Source organism: Desulfosediminicola ganghwensis, from assembly GCF_005116675.2.
GTDB classification, from domain to species: Bacteria; Desulfobacterota; Desulfobulbia; order Desulfobulbales; family Desulfocapsaceae; genus Desulfopila; species Desulfopila ganghwensis.
Map to the genome: position 1 here is coordinate 412,877 of NZ_CP050699.1, position 24,490 is coordinate 437,366.

Annotated in this window: 19 protein-coding genes and 1 pseudogene; 16 read left to right on the plus strand and 4 right to left on the minus strand. The window is 51.5% G+C overall.

The features are described 5' to 3' along the window. Positions 1-28: 28 nt before the first annotated feature. The 6 genes from FCL45_RS01770 (at position 29) to FCL45_RS01795 (ending at position 9,084) form a co-directional block, all read left to right on the plus strand. Positions 29-1,141, plus strand: coding sequence for a glycosyltransferase family 4 protein (locus FCL45_RS01770; protein ID WP_136798649.1), 1,113 nt, complete (start codon positions 29-31; stop codon positions 1,139-1,141). 219 nt (positions 1,142-1,360) lie between these two features. Next, entirely contained in the window at positions 1,361-3,997 is a 2,637-nt protein-coding gene (locus FCL45_RS01775) for a hybrid sensor histidine kinase/response regulator (RefSeq protein WP_136798650.1), read from the plus strand. A gap of 3 nt (positions 3,998-4,000) precedes the next feature. Beyond that, entirely contained in the window at positions 4,001-5,440 is a 1,440-nt protein-coding gene (locus tag FCL45_RS01780) for a sigma-54-dependent transcriptional regulator (RefSeq protein ID WP_136798651.1), read from the plus strand. A gap of 568 nt (positions 5,441-6,008) precedes the next feature. Further along, positions 6,009-6,572 carry a LutC/YkgG family protein gene (locus FCL45_RS01785; protein ID WP_136798652.1) on the plus strand — a complete coding sequence of 188 codons (564 nt, stop codon included), beginning with the start codon at positions 6,009-6,011 and terminating at the stop codon, positions 6,570-6,572. 36 nt (positions 6,573-6,608) lie between these two features. Further along, the gene (gene ldhH / locus FCL45_RS01790; protein ID WP_136798653.1) at positions 6,609-8,780 is read left to right on the plus strand and encodes an L-lactate dehydrogenase (quinone) large subunit LdhH; all 2,172 of its coding nucleotides are present in this window, start codon (positions 6,609-6,611) and stop codon (positions 8,778-8,780) included. A gap of 91 nt (positions 8,781-8,871) precedes the next feature. Further along, the gene (locus tag FCL45_RS01795; protein ID WP_136798654.1) at positions 8,872-9,084 is read left to right on the plus strand and encodes a hypothetical protein; all 213 of its coding nucleotides are present in this window, start codon (positions 8,872-8,874) and stop codon (positions 9,082-9,084) included. A 54-nt stretch (positions 9,085-9,138) separates the two neighbouring features. Here the strand turns inward: FCL45_RS01795 and FCL45_RS01800 are convergent, their stop codons facing one another. Beyond that, complete coding sequence (locus FCL45_RS01800; protein ID WP_136798655.1) at positions 9,139-10,398, minus strand: MFS transporter; 1,260 nt, start codon at positions 10,396-10,398, stop codon at positions 9,139-9,141. 289 nt (positions 10,399-10,687) lie between these two features. On the opposite strand from FCL45_RS01800, the gene FCL45_RS01805 reads away from it, so the two are divergent. Beyond that, on the plus strand, positions 10,688-11,647 hold the full coding sequence (locus tag FCL45_RS01805) for an EamA family transporter (protein WP_136798656.1): 960 nt from the start codon (positions 10,688-10,690) through the stop codon (positions 11,645-11,647). Positions 11,648-11,690: 43 nt separating this feature from the next. Here the strand turns inward: FCL45_RS01805 and FCL45_RS01810 are convergent. Continuing rightward, positions 11,691-12,433: pseudogene (locus FCL45_RS01810) on the minus strand (dienelactone hydrolase family protein). A 511-nt stretch (positions 12,434-12,944) separates the two neighbouring features. On the opposite strand from FCL45_RS01810, the gene FCL45_RS01815 reads away from it, so the two are divergent. Genes FCL45_RS01815 through FCL45_RS01845 form a run of 7 tightly spaced genes read left to right on the plus strand, consistent with a single transcriptional unit; the run spans position 12,945 to position 19,480 of the window. Continuing rightward, positions 12,945-13,742, plus strand: a complete 798-nt coding sequence (locus FCL45_RS01815; protein WP_136798657.1) for an FAD binding domain-containing protein — start codon at positions 12,945-12,947, stop codon at positions 13,740-13,742. Continuing rightward, positions 13,732-14,181 carry a (2Fe-2S)-binding protein gene (locus FCL45_RS01820; protein ID WP_136798658.1) on the plus strand — a complete coding sequence of 150 codons (450 nt, stop codon included), beginning with the start codon at positions 13,732-13,734 and terminating at the stop codon, positions 14,179-14,181. The genes FCL45_RS01815 and FCL45_RS01820 overlap by 11 nt, the downstream gene beginning before the upstream one ends. Then, positions 14,181-16,490, plus strand: a complete 2,310-nt coding sequence (locus tag FCL45_RS01825; RefSeq protein ID WP_136798659.1) for a xanthine dehydrogenase family protein molybdopterin-binding subunit — start codon at positions 14,181-14,183, stop codon at positions 16,488-16,490. Before FCL45_RS01820 ends, FCL45_RS01825 begins: the two co-directional genes overlap by 1 nt. Next, complete coding sequence (yqeC, locus tag FCL45_RS01830; protein ID WP_167495831.1) at positions 16,483-17,208, plus strand: selenium cofactor biosynthesis protein YqeC; 726 nt, start codon at positions 16,483-16,485, stop codon at positions 17,206-17,208. Before FCL45_RS01825 ends, yqeC begins: the two co-directional genes overlap by 8 nt. Continuing rightward, positions 17,198-17,794 carry a nucleotidyltransferase family protein gene (locus tag FCL45_RS01835; protein WP_136798661.1) on the plus strand — a complete coding sequence of 199 codons (597 nt, stop codon included), beginning with the start codon at positions 17,198-17,200 and terminating at the stop codon, positions 17,792-17,794. Before yqeC ends, FCL45_RS01835 begins: the two co-directional genes overlap by 11 nt. After that, on the plus strand, positions 17,776-18,594 hold the full coding sequence (gene yqeB, locus FCL45_RS01840) for a selenium-dependent molybdenum cofactor biosynthesis protein YqeB (RefSeq protein WP_136798662.1): 819 nt from the start codon (positions 17,776-17,778) through the stop codon (positions 18,592-18,594). The genes FCL45_RS01835 and yqeB overlap by 19 nt, the downstream gene beginning before the upstream one ends. 58 nt (positions 18,595-18,652) lie before the next feature. Next, positions 18,653-19,480, plus strand: a complete 828-nt coding sequence (locus FCL45_RS01845) for an XdhC family protein (RefSeq protein WP_136798663.1) — start codon at positions 18,653-18,655, stop codon at positions 19,478-19,480. A 139-nt stretch (positions 19,481-19,619) separates the two neighbouring features. Here the strand turns inward: FCL45_RS01845 and FCL45_RS01850 are convergent, their stop codons facing one another. Then, complete coding sequence (locus tag FCL45_RS01850; RefSeq protein WP_136798664.1) at positions 19,620-20,939, minus strand: uracil-xanthine permease family protein; 1,320 nt, start codon at positions 20,937-20,939, stop codon at positions 19,620-19,622. Positions 20,940-21,763: 824 nt separating this feature from the next. On the opposite strand from FCL45_RS01850, the gene FCL45_RS01855 reads away from it, so the two are divergent. Beyond that, the gene (locus tag FCL45_RS01855; RefSeq protein ID WP_136798665.1) at positions 21,764-22,834 is read left to right on the plus strand and encodes a DUF933 domain-containing protein; all 1,071 of its coding nucleotides are present in this window, start codon (positions 21,764-21,766) and stop codon (positions 22,832-22,834) included. 168 nt (positions 22,835-23,002) lie between these two features. Here FCL45_RS01855 and htpX read toward each other — a convergent pair whose 3' ends face one another. Further along, complete coding sequence (gene htpX, locus FCL45_RS01860) at positions 23,003-23,863, minus strand: protease HtpX (RefSeq protein ID WP_167495832.1); 861 nt, start codon at positions 23,861-23,863, stop codon at positions 23,003-23,005. Between the two features lie 226 nt (positions 23,864-24,089). On the opposite strand from htpX, the gene FCL45_RS01865 reads away from it, so the two are divergent. After that, a complete protein-coding gene (locus tag FCL45_RS01865) occupies positions 24,090-24,488 on the plus strand; it encodes an SRPBCC family protein (RefSeq protein ID WP_217907640.1) in 399 nt (132 codons plus the stop codon). The last annotated feature ends 2 nt before the right edge of the window (positions 24,489-24,490 follow it).

Genomic DNA, 24,490 nt, shown 5'->3' on the forward strand with positions numbered 1-24,490 from the left:
CTTACCGCTTCCCCTCTGCAGACTGACTATGAATATTGCGTACTATATGCCGTTCAAGCCCCTGGGACATCCCAATCCATCCGGTGACCTTGTTGCGGGAACGGAGCTTTACAACTATCTCACAAAGGCAGGCCACAACTGTCAACTTGCCAGTCGGCTGAGGTGCCGCTGGATTTATCTGCGCCCGTTTGCTTTTATGAGACTGCTTGCCGAGCAGAAGAGGGTCTCGCAATCCTTAAGCACAGCCCCTGTTGATCTCTGGCTGAGCTATCACAGTTATTATAAGGCTCCGGATTTACTTGGCCCGTACTGCGCGAAAAAGCTGGGCATACCATATGTGATATTTCAGGGAATTTACTCTACCAAACGGCGTCGCAAGCTTAAAACATTGCCCGGCTTCTATCTCAACCGGCGAACCCTATCTGCTGCCGACCTGATCTTTACCAACAAGAAACGCGATCACCGTAACCTACTGCGCCTGCTTCCCCCTGACCGGGTCTCGTATATCGCCCCAGGCCTGCACACCAGGGACTTCACCTTCAGCAATGAGGCCAGAAGCCGACTTCGCAGCCAATATGAACTCGCAGATAAAGTTGTTGTCATGAGCGCTGCCATGTTCCGCCCCGGAGTAAAAACTGATGGACTCACCACAGTCATCAGATCCTGTGCCAAGCTGGTCAAAGAGGGCGCTGACATCCAGCTTCTCATTGCCGGAGACGGCAACAGCAGGGCTCAACTCAAAAAAACCGGCAAACAGCTACTCGGCAAGAACATAACTTTTTTAGGGAAAATTCCACGAAATGAGCTTTATCAGTACTATAGCGCAGCAGATATCTTTGCCTTTCCCGGTGTCGAAGAATCTCTGGGTATGGTGTATCTCGAAGCCCAGTCATGCGGGTTGCCGGTAGTGGCTTATGAAGACTGGGGCGGTGGCGAGGTTATACGAAACAGTGAGACAGGGCTACTTTCAAGCGTATCGGAACCAGATCTTTTCACCCAAAACCTTAAACATCTTGTTGCCGATCAGGAATTGCGTCGGGCCCTTGGCAGCAATGCCGCTTCCCACGCACGAACCCATCACGAACTTGATCAGAATTACGATTTTCTCTGCAAACGTCTTGAAGATATCCGGACCCGGTGATTTTTTCCCAAAAGTCTTAACTCCTCCTTCAGAACCAACTGGAGACAATGCTTCAGCTGCCCTAAAAAAAGTATCGTTGCTTCTTATATTATCAATTTCAGGACATTTCTAGTATGCTCTCAAACCAGTGCCACGGCAGGGATGTCTATGAGACTTTTTACAGAAAGACCATAAGGGGCTGTTTTCTTATACTAATCACCTAATATACATTAGATACACATGCTGCAATTCAGGCTTCGTTTCTTTGCCATTTCATTACTCTTTGTCATATGTTCGCTACTGAATCCTTTAGCAACCATGGCGCAAAAAGAGAAAAAAACCGTTCTCTACCTGAACTCCTACCACGATGGTTACCAGTGGTCTGATAACGTCCTTGAGGGTATTCGCAATGTTCTGACTGAAAGTGAATACATGATCGATTTGCAGATCGAATATATGGACGTCAAAAAGTACAATTACGATATTATCAAGACCACGCTGTACACCCTGTATAAGGAGAAATTCAAGTACGAAATCTTTGATGTTGTTCTCGTTTCCGACAACGATGCTCTCAGCTTTGTCCACGAATATCGCGATGAACTTTTTCCCGATGTTCCCATCGTTTTCTGTGGAGTCAACGGTATAGAAACAGTTGACTTGGCCATGGGAAATATTACCGGGGTCATCGAAAATTTCGACCTGGCCGGTACCCTGGATATCGCCCGCGAACTCCACCCTCACAAAAAAAGAATGATCGTTTTTGGCGATGACTCTATCACTGGTCACGCGATCGCCAAGCAGGTCGAGAATAAAATGCTGCTTTCCGATCCCGATCTGCACGTCGAATTCTGGTTTTCACTTTCTGTCGAAGAAACAGTAAAAAGAGTCGAAAATCTCCCTGATGACACATTCCTCTTTTTCACCCCCTGGTATCAGACCGTCAATGGCAGATTTTTCACCACCGAAGAAGTAATGGAGGAAATCTATGCTCATTCCAAGGTGCCGCTTTATACCAGTTGGGATTTCCTGCTAGGTCACGGTGTAGTGGGTGGCAGCATGCTTTCCGGGGCCAAACATGGTAGCACGGCAGCGCAGATAGCTCTGCAGGTACTGCACGGCCAGGAAGCTGAAACCATACCCATTATGATCGAGGAGGCGGGCTCTTATATGTTCGACTACAACGTCATGACCCGCCTCGATATAGATCAATCGCTGCTACCTGAGGGCGCTACCATCATCAACAGTCCCAAAATTTTCTACGAGCTGTCGAAAGAGCTGTTCTGGACTATCATGATCTCCTTTTTTCTGCTCTTTACTGCACTCCTGTTCCTGCTCATAGCCATGTCTGAGCGACGCAAAATGGAGCGTCAGGCGCTGGAACAACTTTCATTTCTTGAGACGCTTATGGATTCAATCCCCCAGCTGGTTTCATGGAAGGATCTGCAGGGAAAATACCTCGGTGCAAACAGGACTTTCATTGAATTTTTCGGTATTGACAGTATTGAATCCATGCGCGACAAGACCGCCAAGGATGTGGTGTCGGACAAGGACTACGGGAACTGGTCCACCCAGGCTGATGCGGCCGTTATCAAAGAGCGCAGACCATTCCGCAAGATGCGCAGGCACCTTATTGATCATTCCGGCACTTCAGGCTGGCTTGAGGTAAACAAGGTACCGCTGCTTGATCAGGCCGGAAAAATTGTCGGCATTCTATCCACTGCTGAAAATATTACCAAAGAACAGAACCTGGAAAAACAGCTCATCCAGTCCCAGAAAATGGAGGCGATCGGCACCCTGGCTGGTGGCATTGCCCACGATTTCAACAACATTCTGACCTCAATAATCAATTCCACCGAGCTCGCCATGGGCGACGTTGAGCCAGGCTCCCAGACCGAAAAGGATCTACAGAGAGTGTTGCGGGCTGCCCGTCGGGGAAGCCGGGTGGTCAAGCAGATTCTCTCGTTCAGCAGACCGTCCAGTGAAGGTTTTCAGCCAACGGACATCGCCCAGATCATCCATGAGGTGCTCGGCCTCCTTGACGCCTCCCTGCCTGCAAACATCGCGGTCAACCTGGAGATTGATTCTGAGAAAATGATGGTCAACAGTGACCCGACCCAGATTCACCAGGTCATCCTCAATCTCTGTACCAACGCCTTCCATGCGTTACGGGAAGTCGGCGGTACGCTCGGGATTGGTCTGTCAACCGTCTGCCTCGACATTGAACAGGCTGTAACCATGAACATTACGGATGGCGAATATGTGAAAATGACAATCTCCGATTCGGGTCACGGCATAGACTCCGAAATTATTGACAATATCTTCGACCCTTTTTTCTCAACCAAAGACATTACCGAAGGGACCGGTCTGGGCCTCGCTGTTGTCCATGGTATCATCAAGGGCCATAAGGGAGCCATAAAGGTGCACAGCGCCCCTGGTGAGGGCACTTGTTTTGAGATATACCTGCCCAAGAGCCAAGACAACGATTTCCCGGCAGATGCTGACACCATCACGATCGATCAGGGCAATCTCACCATCCTCTTTGTGGAAGATGATGAAGACCAGCTCAACAGTGTCCCGCGGATTCTCCGTGAGATGGGGCACACTGTCATTGCTATTCAGGACCCAATTATCGCCATTGAACAGGCACAGCTTCAAAAAGATGCAATAGATGTTATTATCTCCGATTACGACATGCCGGCCATGAACGGAACGCAGTTGGCTAAAACTCTGGAAGACTTCCCGATAATTCTGGTCTCCGGCAGGGAAGATGCGATAATTGCGGCAAAAAAACAGCCTAATATTATTAAAACAATTATCAAGCCTTACGATAAACAGGACCTGAAAGTTGCACTGGGCGCCAAGTATGACAAGGAGTAAGCGATGAACCAAATGCTGATACTCGATGATGACATAGAAGCTTGCGAGACCATAGAGAGCCTGATCACCAGGCAATCCCACAGCTGTGACATGGCCCACAGCCTGAAAGTCGGCTTGAATCTCCTGAAAACCAAGAGCTATGATGTCGTCTTTTTAGATGTCCATCTTCCAGACGGCAACGGCCTCGACATCCTGCCGGAGATAATGGCCCTGCCCAACCCTCCCGAGGTGATAATCCTCACGGGCAAAGGTGACCCTGACGGTGCAGAACTCGCCATCAAGGGTGGAGTCTGGGACTATATCCTGAAGCCTTCCAGTGTGCGCGAGATTACCCTGACCCTCAACCGGGCCTTGAAATACAGGCAGGAAAAGAATGCCCGCAGCGAGCAACAACAGCTCGATCTCAGCCTGGTGGTTGGCGTCAGCCCAGGCATCAAGACCTGCGTGCAGCTCACTTCCAAGGCCGCGCGCTCAGACTCCAATGTCCTCATCACCGGTGAAACAGGTACGGGTAAAGAACTTTTTGCCCGTACTATTCACCAGAACAGCAGGCGCTCAAACCAGAATTTTGTGGTTATCGACTGCGCTTCCCTTACCGAATCGCTGGTTGAATCAACGCTTTTCGGCCACCGCAAAGGCGCCTTCACCGGTGCCCAGAGTGATCAGCCCGGGCTGGTTAAACTTGCTGATGGCGGTACCCTGTTCCTTGATGAAGTTGGAGAAATGCCCCTGTCCCTGCAGAAAGTTTTTCTGCGGGTATTGCAAGAACGGCACTTCAGGCCCGTTGGTGCGCCGCAGGAGGACACCTCCAACTTCCGGCTTATTGCAGCAACAAACAGGGATCTCGACATGATGGTGGAACAGGGGAAGTTCAGGAGCGATCTGCTCTTTAGAATCAACACCATGCACATCCGCCTGCCGCCTCTGAGAAAACGTACCGAGGATATCAAGCCGCTCATTCTCTCCCGGATGAACACGCTCGAAAAGGAATATGGTCTGACTCCCAAGAGGCTTGGTGATGATTTCCTCAACACCCTGCTGAACTACAACTGGCCAGGCAATGTACGTGAGCTTTTCAACATCCTGGAACGAGCCATGGTCAACGCTGATGAGGAGAACACTCTCTATGGCGTCCACCTCTCCAGGGAACTGCGTATACAGGTTGCCAAAGCCCAGATCAAGCAGATGACCGGCTCTGAAGTCACCAGCGATGAAGCCTACTCTGCCAACGACGGTGTCCGAAAAATTGGACAAGAGATATTCAAAGATATTTTTGACCGGCCACTACCCCCTCTAAAAGAGTTCAAAGGCATGACTGAAAAGATCTACCTGAGCGAAATGATTCGCCAGTGTAACGGTGAAATTACTCCAATTTTAAAGAAATCTGAGCTTTCCCGCTCTCACTTCTACTCCCTTCTGAAAAAGTACGGCCTCTCACTGTAGAATCACTCTCCGATCTGCTGAGCTGAACACTACTGATCGTTTTTGGTCTGCTGAACGACATCCTGTCCGATAAATCAGACAGAATGTTATTGATCAGACCACCCGCCAGCCAGCCTGTTCTTCTGGTTATTATTTAATTTTCTCACTTTGTTTCGGCATGTTACCCCAACAATAATTTGAGACATACCCAAACCTCACTGTTTTTTGCTATCATGATCGTAACAGTTACCGGGTGGAACAGGCCATGATTCACCTGCCGAGCTTCAGCCCAATCCGGCTAAGCCCTTGCATTACCGTGCCGTGGCCACAATAACGTTTTCATGGTACACTTCCTGCAAAGAATACAGGCTAGTGAAAAACCTGGTTTATAGGTTGTGTTCAGAGGTGCTTTCGCTTCGGCTTTTCCCCCTGGCCACCCAGGGAAATAACCCCCCGGACCATGACTGCCAGGCAATACCGATACGACAAGAATTTTCGTTCACTCATGGTGAAGTGATTCCTGGTCTAACTACCACCACTGGACATACCAGAGTTGGTAAAAGTTAAACACGAACAATGGAGTAGGTTCATGCCCACAAACGTTCAACTCTCCCGCTTCATGGAAGCCGCCCGCAGGGTAGGTGCTGAAGTAACACAACTGGAAGGCCTTCAGAATGTTGCCGACTATGTTGCAGCAAACTCCACCGGCAAAGCCCTCGTTCCTGATACTGCCCTCGCGGCAAAGTACAGCCTTGGCAGTCTGTTAAAAGAGACTGGCGTCGATGTCCATGAAGGTAGTTTCCGCAATGCAGGCAATTTCCCGGGTGCAGGTGTTACCTTCAGTAATTTTGCCATGGCGGATACCGGTACCGTGGTTCTGGAAAGCACGATGGAGGATATTCGTCTTGCAACCACGCTGCCTGAAAAACACTTTGTCATAGTCGATCCGGAGACCGTGCTGGAGGACAACCTCGCAGCTGTCGCACCCATGACCCAGATGCACAAGGGCAACGAGCCCAGATTTATGGCCTATGTCACTGGTCCCAGCCGTACTGCCGATATTGAGCGCGTGCTGACCATTGGTTGCCACGGTCCAAGAGAACTTCACATTCTGGTGGTTGAAGGAATTTCCAGCGACCTCATGGAAATCTAAGAGATATAACTTTCGATTGTAACAGGGAGAGCTGACATGGCCACCAATCCATCATATAAAAAGAGCGTCGACGACGCGATCAACAACCCGAAACTGAGCAAAGCCCTTCATCTCTTTGGAGACGCCTACCTTATCGCTCGCGAGAATGCCTACCGGGGCCTCGATTTCGATAGTATGCGCAAGGAGCTGGCTGAGATTAAAGATGACGTACGTGTACGTCGTAAAGAGCTGCTCGAAGAATTTATCAAGAATGCAGAAGCTGCTGGCTCCAAAGTATTTATCGCCAAGGATGTAAAAGAGGCCAACGATTACGTGGTCAACCTGGCGAAGAAGAAAGGTGCCAAGCTTGTCGCCAAATCCAAGTCGATGGTCAGTGAGGAATCTCATCTGAACAAAGCCCTCGAAGCCGCAGGTATCCGTGCCTCCGAGACCGATCTCGGTGAGTGGATCGTGCAACTTGCCGGGCAGCGCCCCAGCCATATGGTTATGCCCGCTATCCATCTGTTCAAGGAAGATGTGGCACAGCTTTTTGGTAAGGAGGTCGGCCAGAAGCTGGACCCTGAAATCAAAACCCTGGTAGATGTCGCCCGTAAGCGTCTGCGCCAGGAGTACTTCGATGCCGACATCGGCCTCACCGGAGCCAATTTCCTGGTGGCCAACACCGGTGGAATCGGCCTGGTAACCAACGAGGGCAACGCCCGTCTTTGCGCTACCATGCCGGACACCCACGTCGTTTTTGCCGGTATCCACAAGCTGGTCCGCAATATGGAAGACGCCATCAAGGCCACCCGCCTGCTGCCCCGTAATGCCACCGGCCAGCTGCTGACTTCCTACGTTACCTGGATCCGCGGCACCGTACCAAGCGACGACAAGACCAAAGAGCAGCATATCGTTCTGATCGACGGTGGTCGTGAGAAGCTCTACGAGTCAAAAGCATGTCAGGACGCCCTGCGCTGTATTCAGTGTGGTGCCTGCGCCAACGTCTGCCCTGTCTACCAGACCGTGGGCGGCCATGTGTTCGGCTCCATTTACATCTCAGCCATCGGCATCATCCTCACCGCATTCTACGAAGGTCTGGATAAAGCCAAGGAAATCACCCGAGCCTGTATCGGTTGTCGCTCCTGTACCGCCGTTTGTCCGTCAAATATCGACCTTGAAGAGATCATCCTCCACCTGCGTAACGAGGTGACCAGTGAGTACGGCATGGGATTGATCAAGAACGTGGCTTTCAAGGCAGTAATGAAAAACCGTGGTCTGTTCCACTCCATGGTTCGTGCCGCCTCCAAACTGCAACGCCCGGTCACCCAAAAGGGTCGTGACAACTCCGAGAAGCGGGTAATCCGCCATCTTCCGATGCATTTCATGGATCGTGATTTCACCGAATGGCGTGACCTACCTTCCGTGGCCGAAACCTCTTTCCGTGATATGTTCAAGGATATCAAGCAGGATGTCACCAACCCTAAATACAAGGTTGGGTTCTTCGTCGGTTGCGGCGCGGACTTTGTCTATCCTGAAGTGGGGACCAGCCTGATCAAGGTGTTAAACGCCCTGGATGTGGAAGTTGTCTTCCCCCAACAACAGAACTGTTGCGGTATCCCGGCGCTCTACTCCGGTGACACCGGTACCGGTGTCGAGCTGGCAAAACAAAACGTTGAGGCTTTTTCCGAACATAACCTGGATTACGTTCTCTCCATCTGCCCGACCTGTACCATGGGTGTCAAGCGCGACTTCTGCGAGCGTCTGGCCGATGATCCTGCATGGTCAGCCAAGGCGGAAGCACTTGCGGCCAAAACCTTGGATGCATCAGCTTTTCTTGAAAACGTGCTTGGTGCCTCTGAAAAGCTCGGCGAAATGAGCCAGCTTGGCGAGATCACCTACCATGACTCCTGCCACTTGAAGCGCGGTAACAACGTGTACAAAGAACCACGTGCCCTGCTCTCCGCTTCCGGTTTTGAGATCAAGGAGATGAAGAACAGCGATCGTTGTTGCGGTTTCGGCGGCACCTACTCGTTCCTGAGTCACCCGCAGATCTCCAAACAGATCACCAAGGACAAGATCGAGGCAATCAAGGATGCCAACGTCAAGACCGTTGCCATGGATTGCCCGGGCTGTATGATCATGCTCAAAGGTGCCATGGGTAAGGCCAACCCCAATATCCGCTGTGTGCACACCGTGGAGTTGATGGCCGAGGCTCTCGCCAAAAAGTAACACTCGTAAAAAAGTACCCGGCGGGATCCATTCCTGCCGGGTACATTCATATTGTGACAATCATTCGAAAAAAATGTCAGGAGGCAACCAGATGAGCGACAGACTGCCCAAAGTAGATAATCTCTGCACCAACCCGGAGAATCATAAAGCACACATGTGCGAGCTGAAGTATGCAGAAAGGCACGACGAAATCGACCGACTCAGTAAAGACCCTAAATTTGTCTGCGGCAACTGCGGCACCATGGCCAACGAGCTGGGAGCCCTCTGCGCACCCGGCCCCATCGAAGGTTCTGAAGAAAAATAGCAAAACCGCGTATGAGATGCATATCGGCACTGTCGCCGATATGCTAACACGTCCCTACCCTTTCTCCTTTCCTGTTGAACTGCCTGGTAATCCGGCTGAAAAAGCTCCCGCCAGAGCTACGCAAAAAGCTGCGGCCAGAAAAGCAGGCTGAAAGCTTCCCCACTTCTCCGCAAGACCTCCCGCCAGGGCTGGTCCGGCAATCTGCCCGATTCCAAAAATAAAGGTAACAAAACCAAACGCAGCTGCCGCCCCCTCTGCACCCACATAATCCCCCACCAGCGCCGCCATTATAGACGGCACGCTCCAGGCCACAATGGCATAACACACCAGTGATGCATAAATCGCTACGGGGGGCAATGAAAATCCAACTAACAGATAGGCACAAGCCTGCAGGCCGAACACCACCATTAAGGCTGATTTCCTACCATATCTATCTGAAAAATATCCAAATAACGGTCCTGAACCCAGGCTGAACAAACCGGCTAAGGCCCAGAGCTGGCCAGCTCCGTACTCACTATAGCCGCGCTCTTCAACCAGAAAAGTCACCATGAAAGTGACGTAAATAACGTAGGTGAAGCCAAAGAGGAAATAGAGCAGTCCGCAATGGAGAATAGCCTTTTTTCTATGCAGTGGCTGCCCGGAGGCCGCCCTCTCAACTCGGTAGTTCTGGTGCTTTCTCGAATTTTTGGCAGAATCCAGCCAGGTGCTTCGTTTTTCAGCCGGACTGTTACGTATCAGCAAAAGGGCAACTACAGCGATAACCACCACGACCCATCCCAGCACCAGCCAACTCGATCGCCAACCGAAGGCCATCTCGTTGAGCAGTGGAACCAGCTGACCTGAAAAGACCAGCCCCAGACCGTTGCCCATTACACAAATTCCCGCTGCCCGGCCTCGCATCCCGGGTTCAAACCAGGTTGATATCAAGGCCATTATCGGCACATTAGCCAGTGCTGTACCCACCCCGGTACAGCAATAGAGCAGCACAATGCCAATGTAGGAGTCAAGGCAGCTTATTAACGCCATGGACAAGCCTACCAGCAACAGCGCCAGGAATATAAGTACCCGCGCGCCCAACAGACGGTTCAACCTGCCACAAACCAGTACAGCCGCCAGATAACCGCAGAAGTTCAGGGTAGACACCACCCCCATCTGGGAATAGCTCATCCCCACCCCTTCGGCCATAGCGGGCAACATCATTCCCAAAGAAAACCGTCCAAGCCCGAGTGCCGCAAATAACCCAAGCACTCCGGCCAACACAATCACCCAGCGATAAAAGCCACTGTTGTCATAATTGTCCAGCAAAGTATGCATCCCCACCCTCTCTTTTTCAGCCCCGGATCTCCGCCTCAGATAAACCATTAAAACGTAGTTGTTTCAATATATTATAATCACAAGCATAGACTTCCTTTGGTGTTTTACGCTCATAGAGGGTAAAGTGACCGCCAGCAAAAGCCCTGCTGATGGCAGACTTCATCGATTCGGCAAACAACGTAAAGATTGCCACTGGCAAAAAAATAATCTGGTCTGACGGCTCATCCCTTTATGCCGGTTCACTCAGCACGACCTGCGACTTTAACGAAGAAACGGTTACGAATATCATATGATCAGCAACCTTACACTTTTTGCAGGGGAGATCTCCGCTCTCACAGCCGCCCTGCTCTGGGCCGTTGCCAGTATCTACTATGCTGATATCGGCCAGCGGATTGGTGCCCTGAATCTCAACCTACTGAAAGGAATTGCCGCAATTTTACTGATGTCACTGACACTGTTGGCGGGAAGCTTGTTCGAGATTTCCAGCATCAGCTTCGAAACCGTCCGGGCCATCTCCACAAAAGGCTGGCTGCTACTGTTTGTCAGCGGGCTGATAGGTATTGCCATCGGCGATACAGCCTACTTCGCCTGCCTGAAGCGTGTCGGCCCGCAAAAGGGCCTGATGCTCGAATCGACCTCTCCCCTCATTGCCGCAGTGCTGGCTCTGCTGCTCTATGCCGAATATCTCTCACTGCTTTCCTGGAGTGGTATCACTGTTACCACCCTTGGAGTAGTCCTGGTAGTCAGGTACTCCATCGGGTCCAGTCAATACCACACCAGCCTGACTGGCGTTCTCTTCGGTCTATTGGCCGCGACCGGCCAGGCTGGGGGAATTGTTCTGTCTCGAATGGCTCTGGATGGGCAGAATATCGAGCCATTGGCAGGAGGACTCATCCGGCTAAGCGCGGGTGTGCTATTCCTGACATGCTGGTTCTGGTTACTAAAATCGATAGGAGCAGGGAGAAATACAAGCGGCAACACCATGTCTTTATGTCAGGCGATCCATGCACTACGCGATAGAGGGGTGTTCATTAATCTTGTTATAGCTGTATTTATTGGAACGTACCTGGCGATCTGGCTCCAGCAGCTGGCGGTAAAATTCACCAACGCCGGCAGCGCCCAGGCCCTGCTTGGAACCTGTCCGCTTTTTGGCATCCTGATCGCGGTGAAGCAGGGATACTGCCAGCCCAAAGCTGTATGGTTCGGGCTGGCGCTTGGGATCTTCGGTATTTTATTGCTGTTTCAGTAATTTTCAGCGCACTGCAAGCGATAGCGACACCATTGCTGCTGAACTACTTCGTATGAACCGTTGCCTCGCCGAGAGCCTGCAGAAATCTTTGCCACGACTTTCTGTCGGCATCCTCGTTATACCTTTCTGAGCCAAAAACGGTAAAGGCGTGGGGAGCTCCGGAATAGCTGGTCATCTCATGTGAAACCCCTGCCTTCTCGAGTTCTTCAGCGAGATCGGCAAAGTCCTGCATGGTTATGGCACTATCGGCGGTACCATGAAAGATCAGAATTTCACCTTTTGCCTGGCTGTAATCCTGACCATCAGGGGTACTTAATCCACCGTGGAAGCTGACAAAGAGCTTCATGTCAGCGCCTGAACGGACAAGTTCAAGCACCGCCGCACCACCGAAACAGTAGCCCATGGCCACTCCGTTATGAACCATTGCCCCAAGAGACCCTGCAGTCTCTATCGCCCCGTTCATTAAAGAACGCATTTTTTGCCGGTCCTTGTACAGCTCACCTGTATGCTGGCGTTTATCGCTTACCTCAGTGGGCCGTACCCCGCCCCGAAGAGATCCGCAGCAAACACCGTGTACCCCTCATCAGCCAGCATTTCAGCCCGTTTGATCTCATACTCTGTAAGTCCATCCCAATCATGAACAAGCAGGATAAAGGGGCTGTTTTCGCCAGCGCTGACGAAATATCCCTCATAGGGCTTACCATCCACCGTGTATTCAATTGTCCGGCCCTGCCCGAATACTGACGCCGGAAATACCAACAGCAACAGGAAAATCAATGTTTTCATCTTATTCTCCTTTAAGACGATTTACTTGTATACATCCAGAGCATTACATTTCTTGAGAAATCGTGCTGAACACGTTACCGCTAGTGCAAATATGAATTACCCTTTCGATAACCAATCGCAGGGAGAGAAAGGAGTACCCTAAAAGGCTCCTTCCGCTATCCTTCCGGCAAGGGCTGCCTCCCCCCTGCACCATGCAGTATATGAAAAACCTGATTCTTAAAAAAAAATAATATTGAACCTCTACAAATCAACGTTCACCGATGCCTGAAACTGGGAAATAATATCGCAAAGACAATGCACATTGCTTAATTATGCTTTAGATTGTCTCACCGCGTTGAGGAGATCATGTTTTTTGCAGGAAAAGAGTCCTGAGTTAGAGTATGCTCATCCTTTTGTATGAATCTACAATTGTTATTTTTATTATGTTGATCATCCCCACCCGGAGCAGTGATAAAAATGCTGCCATCTCAAAAATTACCCACTAATTTATCGATAATTCAAGAGAACCACTATGCTTCAGATAGATAATTATGTGTATGCCGAAAGCCTGCAAGAGGCCTATGATATTCTGCAAACACAATCCGGCGCCACCATCCTGGGCGGCTGTGGCTACCTGCGACTTGGCGGCCGGAAGATTGCCACGGCAATCGACTTGAGCCGACTGGATCTTGACTACGTCCGCGAAACCGGCCAGGACATTGAAATAGGCGCCATGACCAGCCTGAGGACTCTGGAGACTGCTGCTCTCATCCAACAGCTCTCGAGCGGGGTACTTTCAAAAAGTGTCGCCAACATAGTCGGTATCCAGTTGAGAAATGGTGTCACCATAGGCGGCACTGTGGCCGGTCGGTACCCTTTCTCAGATCCAATCACGGCCCTGATGGCACTCGAAGCGGTGCTGGTCTTTCATAACCATGGCCGGATCAGTCTGAAAGATTTTCTGGCGGGTAAAGGAGTAAAAGATATTCTGGTCAAAGTGGTCATCCCGAAAAGCGACAGTCTGGGAGCATATCAGTCTGTTCGCCGCTCGCATACCGATTACGCCATCTTAAACACCGCCGTTACCCGGAAAAACGACCATTTCAAGATTATTGTCGGTTGCCGTCCCGGACGTTCAGCCTCTGCCGTCAAGGCAGAGAATTACCTGAATGAGCACGGCCTTACCGGTGAAAGTGCTCTGGAGGCCGGCCGACTCGCCGCCGATGAGCTGAAGTTTGGAGACAATCCGCGCGGCAGCGGTGACTACAGAAAAGCGATTTGCTCGGTACTGGTACAACGTGCCCTGATGGAGGTTATGAATGCAGCTTGAAACAACAATCAATGGCAGACCGGTACCCCTGACTTTTGCTGCAGGTGAATTTTTATCCGAAACCTTGAGGCGTTACGGATATCTGAGCGTGAAAGAAGGGTGCGACACAGGTTCATGCGGCCTCTGTACCGTCTGGCTTGATGGCTCACCTGTTCTCTCCTGTTCCATTCTCACAGCCCGATGCGGTGGCAAAGAAATTACCACCATAGAGGCCCTTCAGACTGAGGCCGAAGAGTTTGGTCGCTTTATGGTTGCCGAAGGTGCAGAGCAGTGCGGCTTCTGTGCCCCGGGATTTACCCTGACCGTGCTGGCCATGAAACGGGAACTGGTTGACCCCGACGAAAAAGAAATCAGCCATTATCTTGCCGGAAACCTCTGTCGTTGTTCCGGTTACCAGGGCCAGATGCGGGCAATCAAAAAATATATGGGGGTGAAGTAATGAAGTATGTAGGAAAAGGAATCCCCAAAATTGACGGCCTGGCACTGGTAAAGGGCAAGCCTGCGTATACCAGTGACCTTGATATCAACGACAATGCGCTGATCGTCAAGATCCTGCGCAGTCCCCATGCCAAGGCGAGAATTATCGGCATCGACGCCAGCACGGCATTGGCCATGACCGGTGTCGAGTGTGTCCTGACCCACGAAGATGTTCCGAAAACCCGTTTCACCCTTGCCGGTCAGTCATTTCCCGAGCCCTCCCCCTACGACCGCAGGATTCTTGATGACCGGGTACGTTATGTCGGCGACGAAGTTGCCATCGTTGCAGCTGTGGACGAAGCCACTGCCATGGAGGCACTTGCCACGATCAAGGTTGATTATCAGGTTGAAACTCCGGCGCTCGACCTGAACGAAGCCATCGACAGCGAACACCTGGTGCACGACTATGAGGTGCACACCAACTTCCCCATCGGCCATGACGCCACACGCAACATTGCCGCCAGCCATTACAGCGAGCAGGGCGATGTAGAAGCTGAACTTGCCGCGAGTGATGTGGTGGTTGAAGAGATATACAATACCCAGGCCCAGGCCCATGCCATGATGGAGACCTACCGTGCCACCACCTCGCTTGATGTCAACGGTCGTCTGCAGGTCATGAGCTCCACCCAGATTCCCTACCACGTGCGTCGGCATCTCTCCCGGATACTCGATATCCCAAAGAGCAGGATCAAGATCCTCAAGCCCCGCCTGGGTGGTGGCTTTGGCGGCAAGCAGACCGCCTCTGTCGAGCTCTTTCCGGCTATCGTCACCATGAAGACGGGCAAGCCGGCCAAAATCGTCTACACCCGCCCGGAAACGTTTGCCTGCGCCACCAGCCGACACGCCATGCAGCTCAAGGTTCGTCTCGGTGCTGACCGCGACGGTACCATCCGTGCAGTGGACATCTATTGCCTCTCCGACACCGGTGCCTACGGCGAACACGCCCCCACTGTATTCTGGGTTGTTGGTCAGAAAACCCTGCCCCTTTACGGCAAGGCAAAATCGTGCCGTTACCACGGCCATGCTGTTTACACCAACAAATCACCTGCTGGCGCACTGCGCGGGTATGGCGCAACCCAGGGCACTTTTGCGCTGGAGTCTGCCATAAACCAACTGGCCGCCGAGCTGGATATAGACCCGGCCGAGTTACGACTGAAAAACCTGTTGAATGAAGGCGAGTCCCACCCGGAGCTTTGCGGTTCCTCCCCGGAAAAGAACGCTACCCTGGCCAGTAGCAGCCTGCACCGCTGTATAAAGAGAGGTCGTGAACTGATAGGCTGGCCAAAAAACTACTCGGCTGTAAAAATCAGCGAGAATAAAGTCCGCGGCTATGGCATGTCGGTCACCATGCAGGGCTCCGGAATTTCCGGAATCGACACCGCCTCGGCACTTATCAAGCTGAATGAAGACGGTTTCTTCACCCTCTCCCACTCCGCCTCGGACATGGGCCAGGGTTCCGATACTGTCCTCAACCAGATCGCCGCCGAAATTCTGGAAGTAGAAATGGAGCAGGTGGTCGTCACCAGCTTTGACCTGGACACCAGCCCGTATGACCCTGGTGCCTATGCCTCAAGCGGCGCCTACGTCACCGGCCATGCCACCCTGCTTGCCGCACATGACCTGGTCCGCCAGATGTGCGAGTCAGCTGCTAAAGCACTGAATGTTACTATAGATAGCGTTGAATATGCCGGAGGGGTGCTCACCAGCGATAACAAGAGCATGACCATTTCCGAGCTGGCCGCCCACCTCTGCTCCCAGGGTGGCATGGACATCCTGGTCGGTAAAGGCACCTTCGGCAGCGAGACCTCTCCACCACCTTTTATAGCAGGTTTTGCCGAAGTTGAGGTTGACCTTGAGACCGGCAAGTCGATGGTCACCGATTACGTGGCTGTGGTTGACTGCGGCAAGGTGCTCAATGAGAATCTCGCGCGCATCCAGGTGGAAGGCGGCGTCGTGATGGGTATCGGCATGGGTCTATATGAAGATGTTCGCTTCAGCTCCAAAGGTAGACTGGCGACGGCGTCCTTTATGGAGTACCGAATTCCATCACGTGAAGATTTTGGCCGCATCCGTGTCGAATTCGAAGAGAGCCATGAGCCAACCGGCCCTTACGGCGCCAAGTCCATCGGTGAAGTGGTCTGCAATACTCCGCCACCGGCCATTGCCCATGCAATTGCCAACGCCACCGGCCAGTGGCATAGAAAACTGCCCATCCTGGCAGAAGATGTACTGCTGGCATACATCAGGAAAAGAGAAACAGAGCATGAGTGAACACCAGTCATTTCTGAGCAGCCTGAAGATCCGCCGGGGCGAAGTGATCAGCCTGGTCGGTGCCGGAGGTAAAACCTCGCTGATGTACAGGCTCGCCGAAGAGGGGAGAGCTATCGACTGGCGGGTGCTGGTAACAACCAGCACCCGCATTCTCACCCCAAGACCAGAGCAGTATGATCTGCTCGACCTCAGCGGCGGAATCCTGGCTGATAAAGATTCGCTCCCGCCCGGCATTTATGTTACCGGAGTTCCTGATAGCGATCCCGCAAAAATGCGGGGTGTTGCCATGGAGTTGCTCTACTATCACCTGAATCGTTTTGACCTGGTACTGATAGAGGCTGACGGCTCTGCCGGTAAACCCCTCAAGGGATGGCAAGCTACCGAACCGGTTGTTCCGCACTTTACCAGCAGCACAGTCGGAGTGCTCGACATCCAGACCATCGGCAGAACCATAGACGACTCACTGGTGCACAGGCCTGGCCTGTTTTCCCTGCTGACCGGCGGCTCCGAGGGTGACATGGTCAGCCTTGGTCATCTCCTGCGAGTCATCACCCAGAGTGAGGGATTGTTTAAAGATTCTGTTGGAGCGGAAAAGCTGTTTATCAACAAAGTCGAAAGCAGGGCAGATCAACAGCAGACCGATCTCCTTACAACTCAGATCGAAAACGTGCAGGTCACGGCAGGCAGTGTTCAGCAGGGAACGATCTATGGCTCGTAGCATTGACGCGGTTATACTTGCTGCCGGTCTCTCCAAAAGGATGGGGTGTGATAAACTGTTGCTGCCGGTTGCCGGTTCAACACTCTTTGGTATTTTTCTATCCCGGTTCCCCTTCTCGCTCTTTGCCAAAACAGTAGTTATTGTGGCAAACGATGAGGTCGCAGGAATCTGCCGGAACTTTCCCGTTGGCATCTGCCATAACGACACACCCGAAAAGGGGCAGGCCCATTCCATCCACCTTGGCCTTGCCAACACGACACCGGGAAACCCTATCCTGTTCAGTGTGGCTGACCAGCCGCTGATACGTCATGAAACGATATCGCGGCTCGTTGAAATATCTTTAGAAAATCCTGGCTCAATTATTCAGCCCAGAGTTGATTCCCTCCCCGGTAATCCCGTTATTTTCCCGGCCGATTTGCGAGATGAGCTGGCCGGGCTGGCAGGAGACTCAGGCGGCAGGGAAATCATCCGGCACCATAACCGGCGGGTCACCTGGCTCGATCTCGACTCTGCAGACCAGTTTTTTGATATCGATACTCCCGAAGAGTATCAAGAGTTCCTGAGACAATGGCCCAATCACCACTGATCATTGTCCGGGGCGGTGGCGATATTGCCACAGGGACCATCTGCCGTCTGCATAACTGCGGTTTCAGGTTATTGGTGCTGGAGGTTGCCAACCCGACAGCAATCCGCCGTACTGTCTCCATAAGCGAAACCCTGCAGCTTGGCAGCCATAACGTCGAAGGGGTGAAGGCAGAGCGGATTGAGCGAGTGGCAGATTGCGAGCGTATTTGGCAAAATAGCCGGGTACCGGTCATAGTTGACCCGAACGCTGACTGCCTCGGTACACTTGCCACCCAGCCTTCCTGTATCGTTGATGCCATCCTGGCAAAAAAAAACCTCGGTACCACCATCGACATGGCGCCGATAACCATCGGGATCGGCCCGGGTTTCACCGCTGGCCTAGATGTCCACGCAGTGATAGAGACCAACCGCGGGCATGACCTGGGCAGAATTATATACACGGGTAGCGCCACGGCCAACACCAGCATTCCGGCTGAAGTTGGCGGCTTTTCCAAAGAGCGGGTGCTGTATGCCACCCAAGCCGGTACGTTCAGGCTGATGAGAGATATCGGCAGCGTCGTTTACCAGGATGAACTGCTGGCAAAAATAGGCAACTCCCCAGTTATCGCCCCATTCACAGGGCTGGTCCGGGGCATTCTTCGCGATGGAACCACCGTACACAAGGGGTTGAAAATTGCCGACATCGACCCACGCCTGGACGAGTTGAAGAACTGCTGGACTATCTCCGACAAAGCCCGTAGCATAGGCGGTAGTGTGCTCGAAGCCTTTCTTGCGCTACAAGTTCGCAACACCAGTCTCTAAGTTACAGGAACAATAACCCACTCCGGCAACCTTAACGCCACAGCACTTCCACAACATCATGGAACACCAAGTCATTCAGACACTTACCACCTGTATTGAAAACAATATTCCCGTGGCGCTGGTCACAGTAATCGCCAACACCGGTTCCTCACCCGGCAAGCCCGGTGCTATCATGACAGTGCAGCCCAATGGTGAGACCTGCGGCACCATAGGTGGCGGCAACCTGGAACATCAGGTTATAGCCAAAGCACTCGGCTGTCTTGAAAATGGTGAAAGCACTGAGATGCACTATTCCCTAAGCCCCGGCGGCGACCTTGGTATGCGTTGTGGTGGAGAACTCAGACTTTTCATACGGGTTTTCGGCAACCTGCCGCAGCTGGTCATCGTCGGCGCCGGCCATATAGGTCTGGAATTGTATCAACTCGCCCTTCAGCAGCATTTTGAGGTAGTGGTTATAGACGACAGACCCGATCTTCTCAATAGCGAGAGATTCAGCAGGGCCGAAAAAATAGTTACCGACGATATCCCCCAGGCAATCAGCGCACTCACCATCACCCCCAACACTTTCATCACCATCGCCACCCGCTCCCACGAACTGGATAAGCAGGCTCTGGCCGCGGCTGCGAAAACCGACGCCCCTTACATAGGCATGATCGGCAGTCGCCAGAAAGTACGACACACTTTCAACTATCTGCTTGAGCAGGGAATTGCCAAACAAAAAATAGCGAAACTCTACGCCCCGATGGGCCTTGATATCGCCTCCATCCTGCCCAGGGAGATCGCCCTCAGTATCATGAGTGAAATTCTGCTGGTGAAAAATAAAGGGTCACTTCAGCATATGCGACAGGTAAAAGATGCTGCCGCCACACTTGCCGAACTTGAATAGTTCGTTCTCTTCTCCACCAAAAAAAATGGCCGATGCGGTAAAAACCGCATCGGCCATTTTCTATTCATACACCTCTTTCCAGTTAGTCAGTGTATTAGATTATCTCAGGCGAATAGCCACAATGCCCCAGAAACACTGATTAATCACGAAGCCTCTCAGGCAACACCATATTCAGAAAAATTGCCAATACAGCAGCCGGCAAAATACCTGAGGTCAACAGGATTTTTGCTGTAGCCGGTACATGCTGCAGCGCATCCGGAACAGCCTGCAAGCCAATACCGATTGAAAGGGAAATCGCCAGAATCAGCATATTGCGCCTATCCCAGGTCACCTCACTCAGCATCGTCACACCGGCGGAGACAACCATGCCAAACATAACAATAACACCGCCGCCAAGAACAGCGATAGGCATGGCCGAAATGAGTGCACCAACTTTTGGCACCAGACCCGCCAGGACGAGAAACAGGGCACCAAAGGTCACTACGTGTCGACTCATAACACCGGTCATGGTGATGAGACCGACATTCTGGCTAAAAGAAGTATTGGGCAAACCGCCAAAAATTCCGCCAAGCACTGTTCCGATACCATCTGCCATTGTTCCGCCTGAGATCTCTTTATCGGTTGCCTCACGCCCGGCACCACCCTTGGTAATTCCTGAGATATCACCAACAGTTTCAATGGCCGAAACAAAAGACATCAGACACATACCGATAATCGCTGCGGCATGAAACTCTACCCCGAACTTAAACGGAGAAGGCATCTCGAACCAGGGTGCATGACCAACTTTGCCAAAATCGACCATACCCATCGGGATTGCAACCAGGTAACCAATTACCAGGGCAATGAGAACGGCGGCACTTGAAACAACGCCCCGGGTAAAAAACTTCAAACCCATGGTGACCACGATAACGATCAGGGCGAGAGACCAGTGGGCCAAGCTGCCGAACTCAGGCGTACCCATCAAAGGTACACCGCCTGCGGCATATTTAATACCGACAGGGAGCAGGGTAAGGCCAATGGTAAGTACCACCACTCCGGTAACAAGAGGTGGCAGGAAGTTACGGATTTTGCCAATCACGGTACCCAATAGAAAGTGAAAAAGACCACCAACAATAACGCCACCGAAAAGTGCCGGCATACCTGCAGACTGAACCAGAGGAATCATGATCGGAATAAAGGCAAAACTGGTTCCCTGAACAATCGGCAGTCTTGCACCAATGGGACCAATACCTATGGTCTGCAACAGGGTGGCAATACCGGCAAAGACCATGACAATCTGAATCATATAGACCATCTCGCTTGAGCCAAAAGCGAACCCGGCTGCAAGAGCAATGATAATCGCAGGGGTAACATTGCTGGCAAACATGGCCAGCACGTGTTGAATACCCAAAGGGATAGACTGGTGTAACGGTGGCAGATAATTAGGATCTCGTAACTGTTTCGAACGCTCGCTTCCCATCAGGAATCCTCTTCGTGTTGATTGCTTGATATGGTCTGAAAATTGGCCGAGTTACTACAAAGTGAGAATTGGGCCAAAAAACCCGCATTTTTAACAGATTCGGGAACCTGCTGTCAACCCCTCTTTACATTTTTGTATAAGTTTTCGATTTTACAGAGCCAAATAAAAGCCCGCAAATTGACGAGATAGGGAGAGCTGCCCGATGCAGACGTCCATATCCCGGGCAGTCAGCCGGAATTTCACGGAAAATTGCAATATAAGCAAAGGGAGGGAGCGATTAATTCCGAAGACGACTTAGAGGGATGGCGTGAATACGCCGTAAATCTTTGTTGAGTTGGAAATACCTATTGTTGATGGTTCCATCGAGGACAAGCCATCTGTTATCGGTAAACATCCCGGTGGTGGCCTGAATGGAGCCATAGACCTCGACACCTATTGCCCGAATATCGATTGTTTTTTCGTCTCAATACTCCTCTGCACTGAACAGGGAGACAATATCCACATCACCGTGGGTTCATACTGTCTACTTATCGCCGCTTTTTTTCCGGCCACATCTCCACCCGACATCAAACGAAGTGCTTTATATTTAAAATGTTACGAAAACAATATATTAAGCCAAACACACTCCTTCTTATCCATAAAAAACAGGTTGCTTTATGCCTCTGTGTTCTTCCCGCCACGTCCTCATTGTCGATTATTCACCAGAGAACAGCAATAGCCCTTGAGCGCTGACATTATTGCGGTTTTAATAGAACATTCAACCACTCATCATTACGCCGTCTCATTCACTGAAGTCTTCGAAAAATCTAACTATCGAGGAACATATGAAAGCAGGAATAGTTGGCCTCCCCCAAACCGGCAAGAAAACACTCTTCCAGGTTCTCACCGGCAGCGAAATCCGGGACCAGACCGGTGCCGCCAAACCCATCCCCGGCACAGCAGACATCACAGACAGCCGTTTTGACACCCTTGTCTCCATGTATAACCCCAAAAAAGAAACAAAAGCCCGGCTGGATCTGGTGCTGCTGCCCAAAATCGAGCAGGAGACCATAGCCAGAGGCGATATCTTTCGAGAGATAAATGATGTGGATGCGATCTGCCATATCGTGCGCGCCTTTGAAGATGAGTCAATTTACCATGAGGCCGGCTCGGTTGATCCCATCCGGGATGTGGAAATGGTCAACTCGGAGCTGCTGATGCACGATCAGATTTTTATCGAAAAGCGCATCGAGCGCCTTGAGACGACTATCAAAAAGATAAAAGACGATAAAAGCGTTAAAGAGCTGGAACTGCTGCAGCGGATGCAGGCCCACCTGGAGGGAGAACAACCGTTACGCCTGATGGAATTTACCGAAGACGAAGACCTGATGATTCGCAGCTACCCGCTTATCACCAGAAAAGAATTGATCCTCGCCTTTAATGTCGCTGAAGACCAGCTCGACGATACGACCCTGCTCGAGCAGGTTCAATCAATCTGTGAAACACAGAAAATTGAGGCGATGCTGGTCTCGGCCCAGGTTGAGGCTGAGATCAGCCAACTCGACAGTGAAGAGGAGAAGCAGGAATTCAGGCAGGATCTCGGTATCGAACGTCCGGCGTTGGAGATCCTGACCTCCCTCTGCCTCAAAGCTTTGGGCAGGATTTCCTTTTTTACCGTGGGCCCTGATGAAGTTCACCAGTGGCTGGTGCGGGTCAACTCACCCGCCCCGGTTGCTGCGGGGGCTATCCATTCCGATCTGCAACGTGGCTTTATACGGGCGGAGGTCATAAAATATGACGAGCTGATCGAGCACGGCAGCGAAGCCGAGCTGAAGAAGGTCGGAAAGTTTTACCTGCAGGGCAAGGATTATATTGTGGTCGACGGTGACATCCTCAATATTCGTTTCAAGGTCTAGTACGAATTTCTCTCGGAAATTATCTCGGTTTTACAATTGGATCAACGACCCTGAAGTACTGCAAAATACTCCCCGGCTACCCCGAAGGGTAGGATCATAAAAGATAAAAAGGGGGTATCGATAAGCCGATACCCCCTTTCACTTCCCACACGTCCCGATCACTGCCAATTACAGATTACGCAGTGCCTCGATTCGTTTATCGATTGGCGGGTGGCTTCGGAAGAATTCAGCCATACCACCTTTTCTCGGCCGAATACCGAACGCAGCGACCTGCTCTGGCAACTGTGATGGTTCATGATGCGCCTGCAACCGCTGCAGCGCGCCGATCATCTTGTCCTTGCTGGTCAGATATGCTGCACCGCGGTCGGCGGTAAATTCCCGTTTTCGTGAAAACCACATGACGATCATCGAGGCAAAAAGTCCAAACACGATCTCCAACACGATGACGACTGCTATATAACCGAAAAAGCCGAGGCCGCCCCCTTCCTCGTCACCCAGGAAATTACTGATAACATTCGCTGCGATGCGGGACAGGAAGATAACAAATGTATTCAATACCCCCTGAATTAGAGTGAGGGTTACCATATCACCGCACGCGACGTGGGTCATCTCGTGGGCCAGTACCGCCTCGACCTCATCGCGTGACATATTCGCCAGCAGACCAGTGGATACGGCAACCAGTGCATCGTTTTTCTTCATGCCTGTGGCAAAGGCGTTCATGGCTGGCGAATTGTAAATCGCCACCTCCGGCATACCGATCTCTGCTTCCTTTGCCATGCGGGCTACGGTATCGTACAACCATTTCTCAGTCGGATTAGCCGGTTGTTCGATGACATGGGCTCCGGTTGATTTCTTGGCGATCCATTTCGACATGGCAAGGGAGATAAATGACCCACCCATACCAAACAACGCCGCCATAACCAGCAGACCGGATGTAGATCTGGAGTCAATCCCCAGAACACTCATTACTACCCCCAGCAATACCAGTATTGCCAGGTTGGTTGCGAGAAACAGACCTATTCGTAGCACGCTTCGCCTCCTTTGGAAAATTTGGACGTTCTGAAACATTTCATTTTAATATTCAATTTCAGAACATTACCTGTCATAATTATATTCGGAATTTGCACAGAATAATAACCATCCTGTTATACGGTACAAGGAGTTAATTATAATTTAATGCCAAAGAATGTTTGTTTGTTTTTTCGTTCATTCATTGTAGCCGCCCCTTAACTTTTTTCAATTATGCCAACAGACAGTGAAAGGACAAATTGCACTTTCCCATGGAAGATGGATAGCCTCCCGTAAACTTGACTGTTCCGCTGACAAGGCCTGGCTCCTGATTACAGATACCACTCTCTGGTCGACGTGGGGGCCTTCGGTGACCTCTGTTGCCTGTCGGGATACCTTCATCACTGCTGACAGCCATGGCCAGGTCGTTACAGCTCTGGGACTTCGCCTGCCTTTTGCTATCACTCGTTACGATAAAGGAAAGTTCTGGAGCTGGCGGGTCGGCAAATTCAAAGCAACCGGCCACAGGGTTATTCCCCTGACTGATTACACCTGCAGGCTGGAGTTTGATATGCCCTGGTGGGCCGCTGCCTATATCCCAGTCTGTCTTGTCGCCCTGGACAGAATCGTCAGCCTCTCCGAGTGATT

What these genes read in the sequence shown, in the direction of transcription:
- FCL45_RS01775 (WP_136798650.1), top strand. Translation starts at nt 1,361, where the DNA reads ATGCTGCAATTCAGGCTTCGTTTCTTTGCCATTTCATTACTCTTTGTC.
- FCL45_RS01785 (WP_136798652.1), top strand. Translation starts at nt 6,009, where the DNA reads ATGCCCACAAACGTTCAACTCTCCCGCTTCATGGAAGCCGCCCGCAGG.
- FCL45_RS01815 (WP_136798657.1), top strand. Translation starts at nt 12,945, where the DNA reads ATGCTTCAGATAGATAATTATGTGTATGCCGAAAGCCTGCAAGAGGCC.
- FCL45_RS01770 (WP_136798649.1), top strand. Translation starts at nt 29, where the DNA reads ATGAATATTGCGTACTATATGCCGTTCAAGCCCCTGGGACATCCCAAT.
- FCL45_RS01835 (WP_136798661.1), top strand. Translation starts at nt 17,198, where the DNA reads ATGGCTCGTAGCATTGACGCGGTTATACTTGCTGCCGGTCTCTCCAAA.
- FCL45_RS01795 (WP_136798654.1), top strand. Translation starts at nt 8,872, where the DNA reads ATGAGCGACAGACTGCCCAAAGTAGATAATCTCTGCACCAACCCGGAG.
- yqeB (WP_136798662.1), top strand. Translation starts at nt 17,776, where the DNA reads ATGGCCCAATCACCACTGATCATTGTCCGGGGCGGTGGCGATATTGCC.
- FCL45_RS01850 (WP_136798664.1), bottom strand. Translation starts at nt 20,939, where the DNA reads ATGGGAAGCGAGCGTTCGAAACAGTTACGAGATCCTAATTATCTGCCA.
- FCL45_RS01825 (WP_136798659.1), top strand. Translation starts at nt 14,181, where the DNA reads ATGAAGTATGTAGGAAAAGGAATCCCCAAAATTGACGGCCTGGCACTG.
- FCL45_RS01820 (WP_136798658.1), top strand. Translation starts at nt 13,732, where the DNA reads ATGCAGCTTGAAACAACAATCAATGGCAGACCGGTACCCCTGACTTTT.
- FCL45_RS01845 (WP_136798663.1), top strand. Translation starts at nt 18,653, where the DNA reads ATGGAACACCAAGTCATTCAGACACTTACCACCTGTATTGAAAACAAT.
- FCL45_RS01780 (WP_136798651.1), top strand. Translation starts at nt 4,001, where the DNA reads ATGAACCAAATGCTGATACTCGATGATGACATAGAAGCTTGCGAGACC.
- yqeC (WP_167495831.1), top strand. Translation starts at nt 16,483, where the DNA reads ATGAGTGAACACCAGTCATTTCTGAGCAGCCTGAAGATCCGCCGGGGC.
- FCL45_RS01805 (WP_136798656.1), top strand. Translation starts at nt 10,688, where the DNA reads ATGATCAGCAACCTTACACTTTTTGCAGGGGAGATCTCCGCTCTCACA.
- ldhH (WP_136798653.1), top strand. Translation starts at nt 6,609, where the DNA reads ATGGCCACCAATCCATCATATAAAAAGAGCGTCGACGACGCGATCAAC.
- FCL45_RS01855 (WP_136798665.1), top strand. Translation starts at nt 21,764, where the DNA reads ATGAAAGCAGGAATAGTTGGCCTCCCCCAAACCGGCAAGAAAACACTC.
- FCL45_RS01800 (WP_136798655.1), bottom strand. Translation starts at nt 10,398, where the DNA reads ATGCATACTTTGCTGGACAATTATGACAACAGTGGCTTTTATCGCTGG.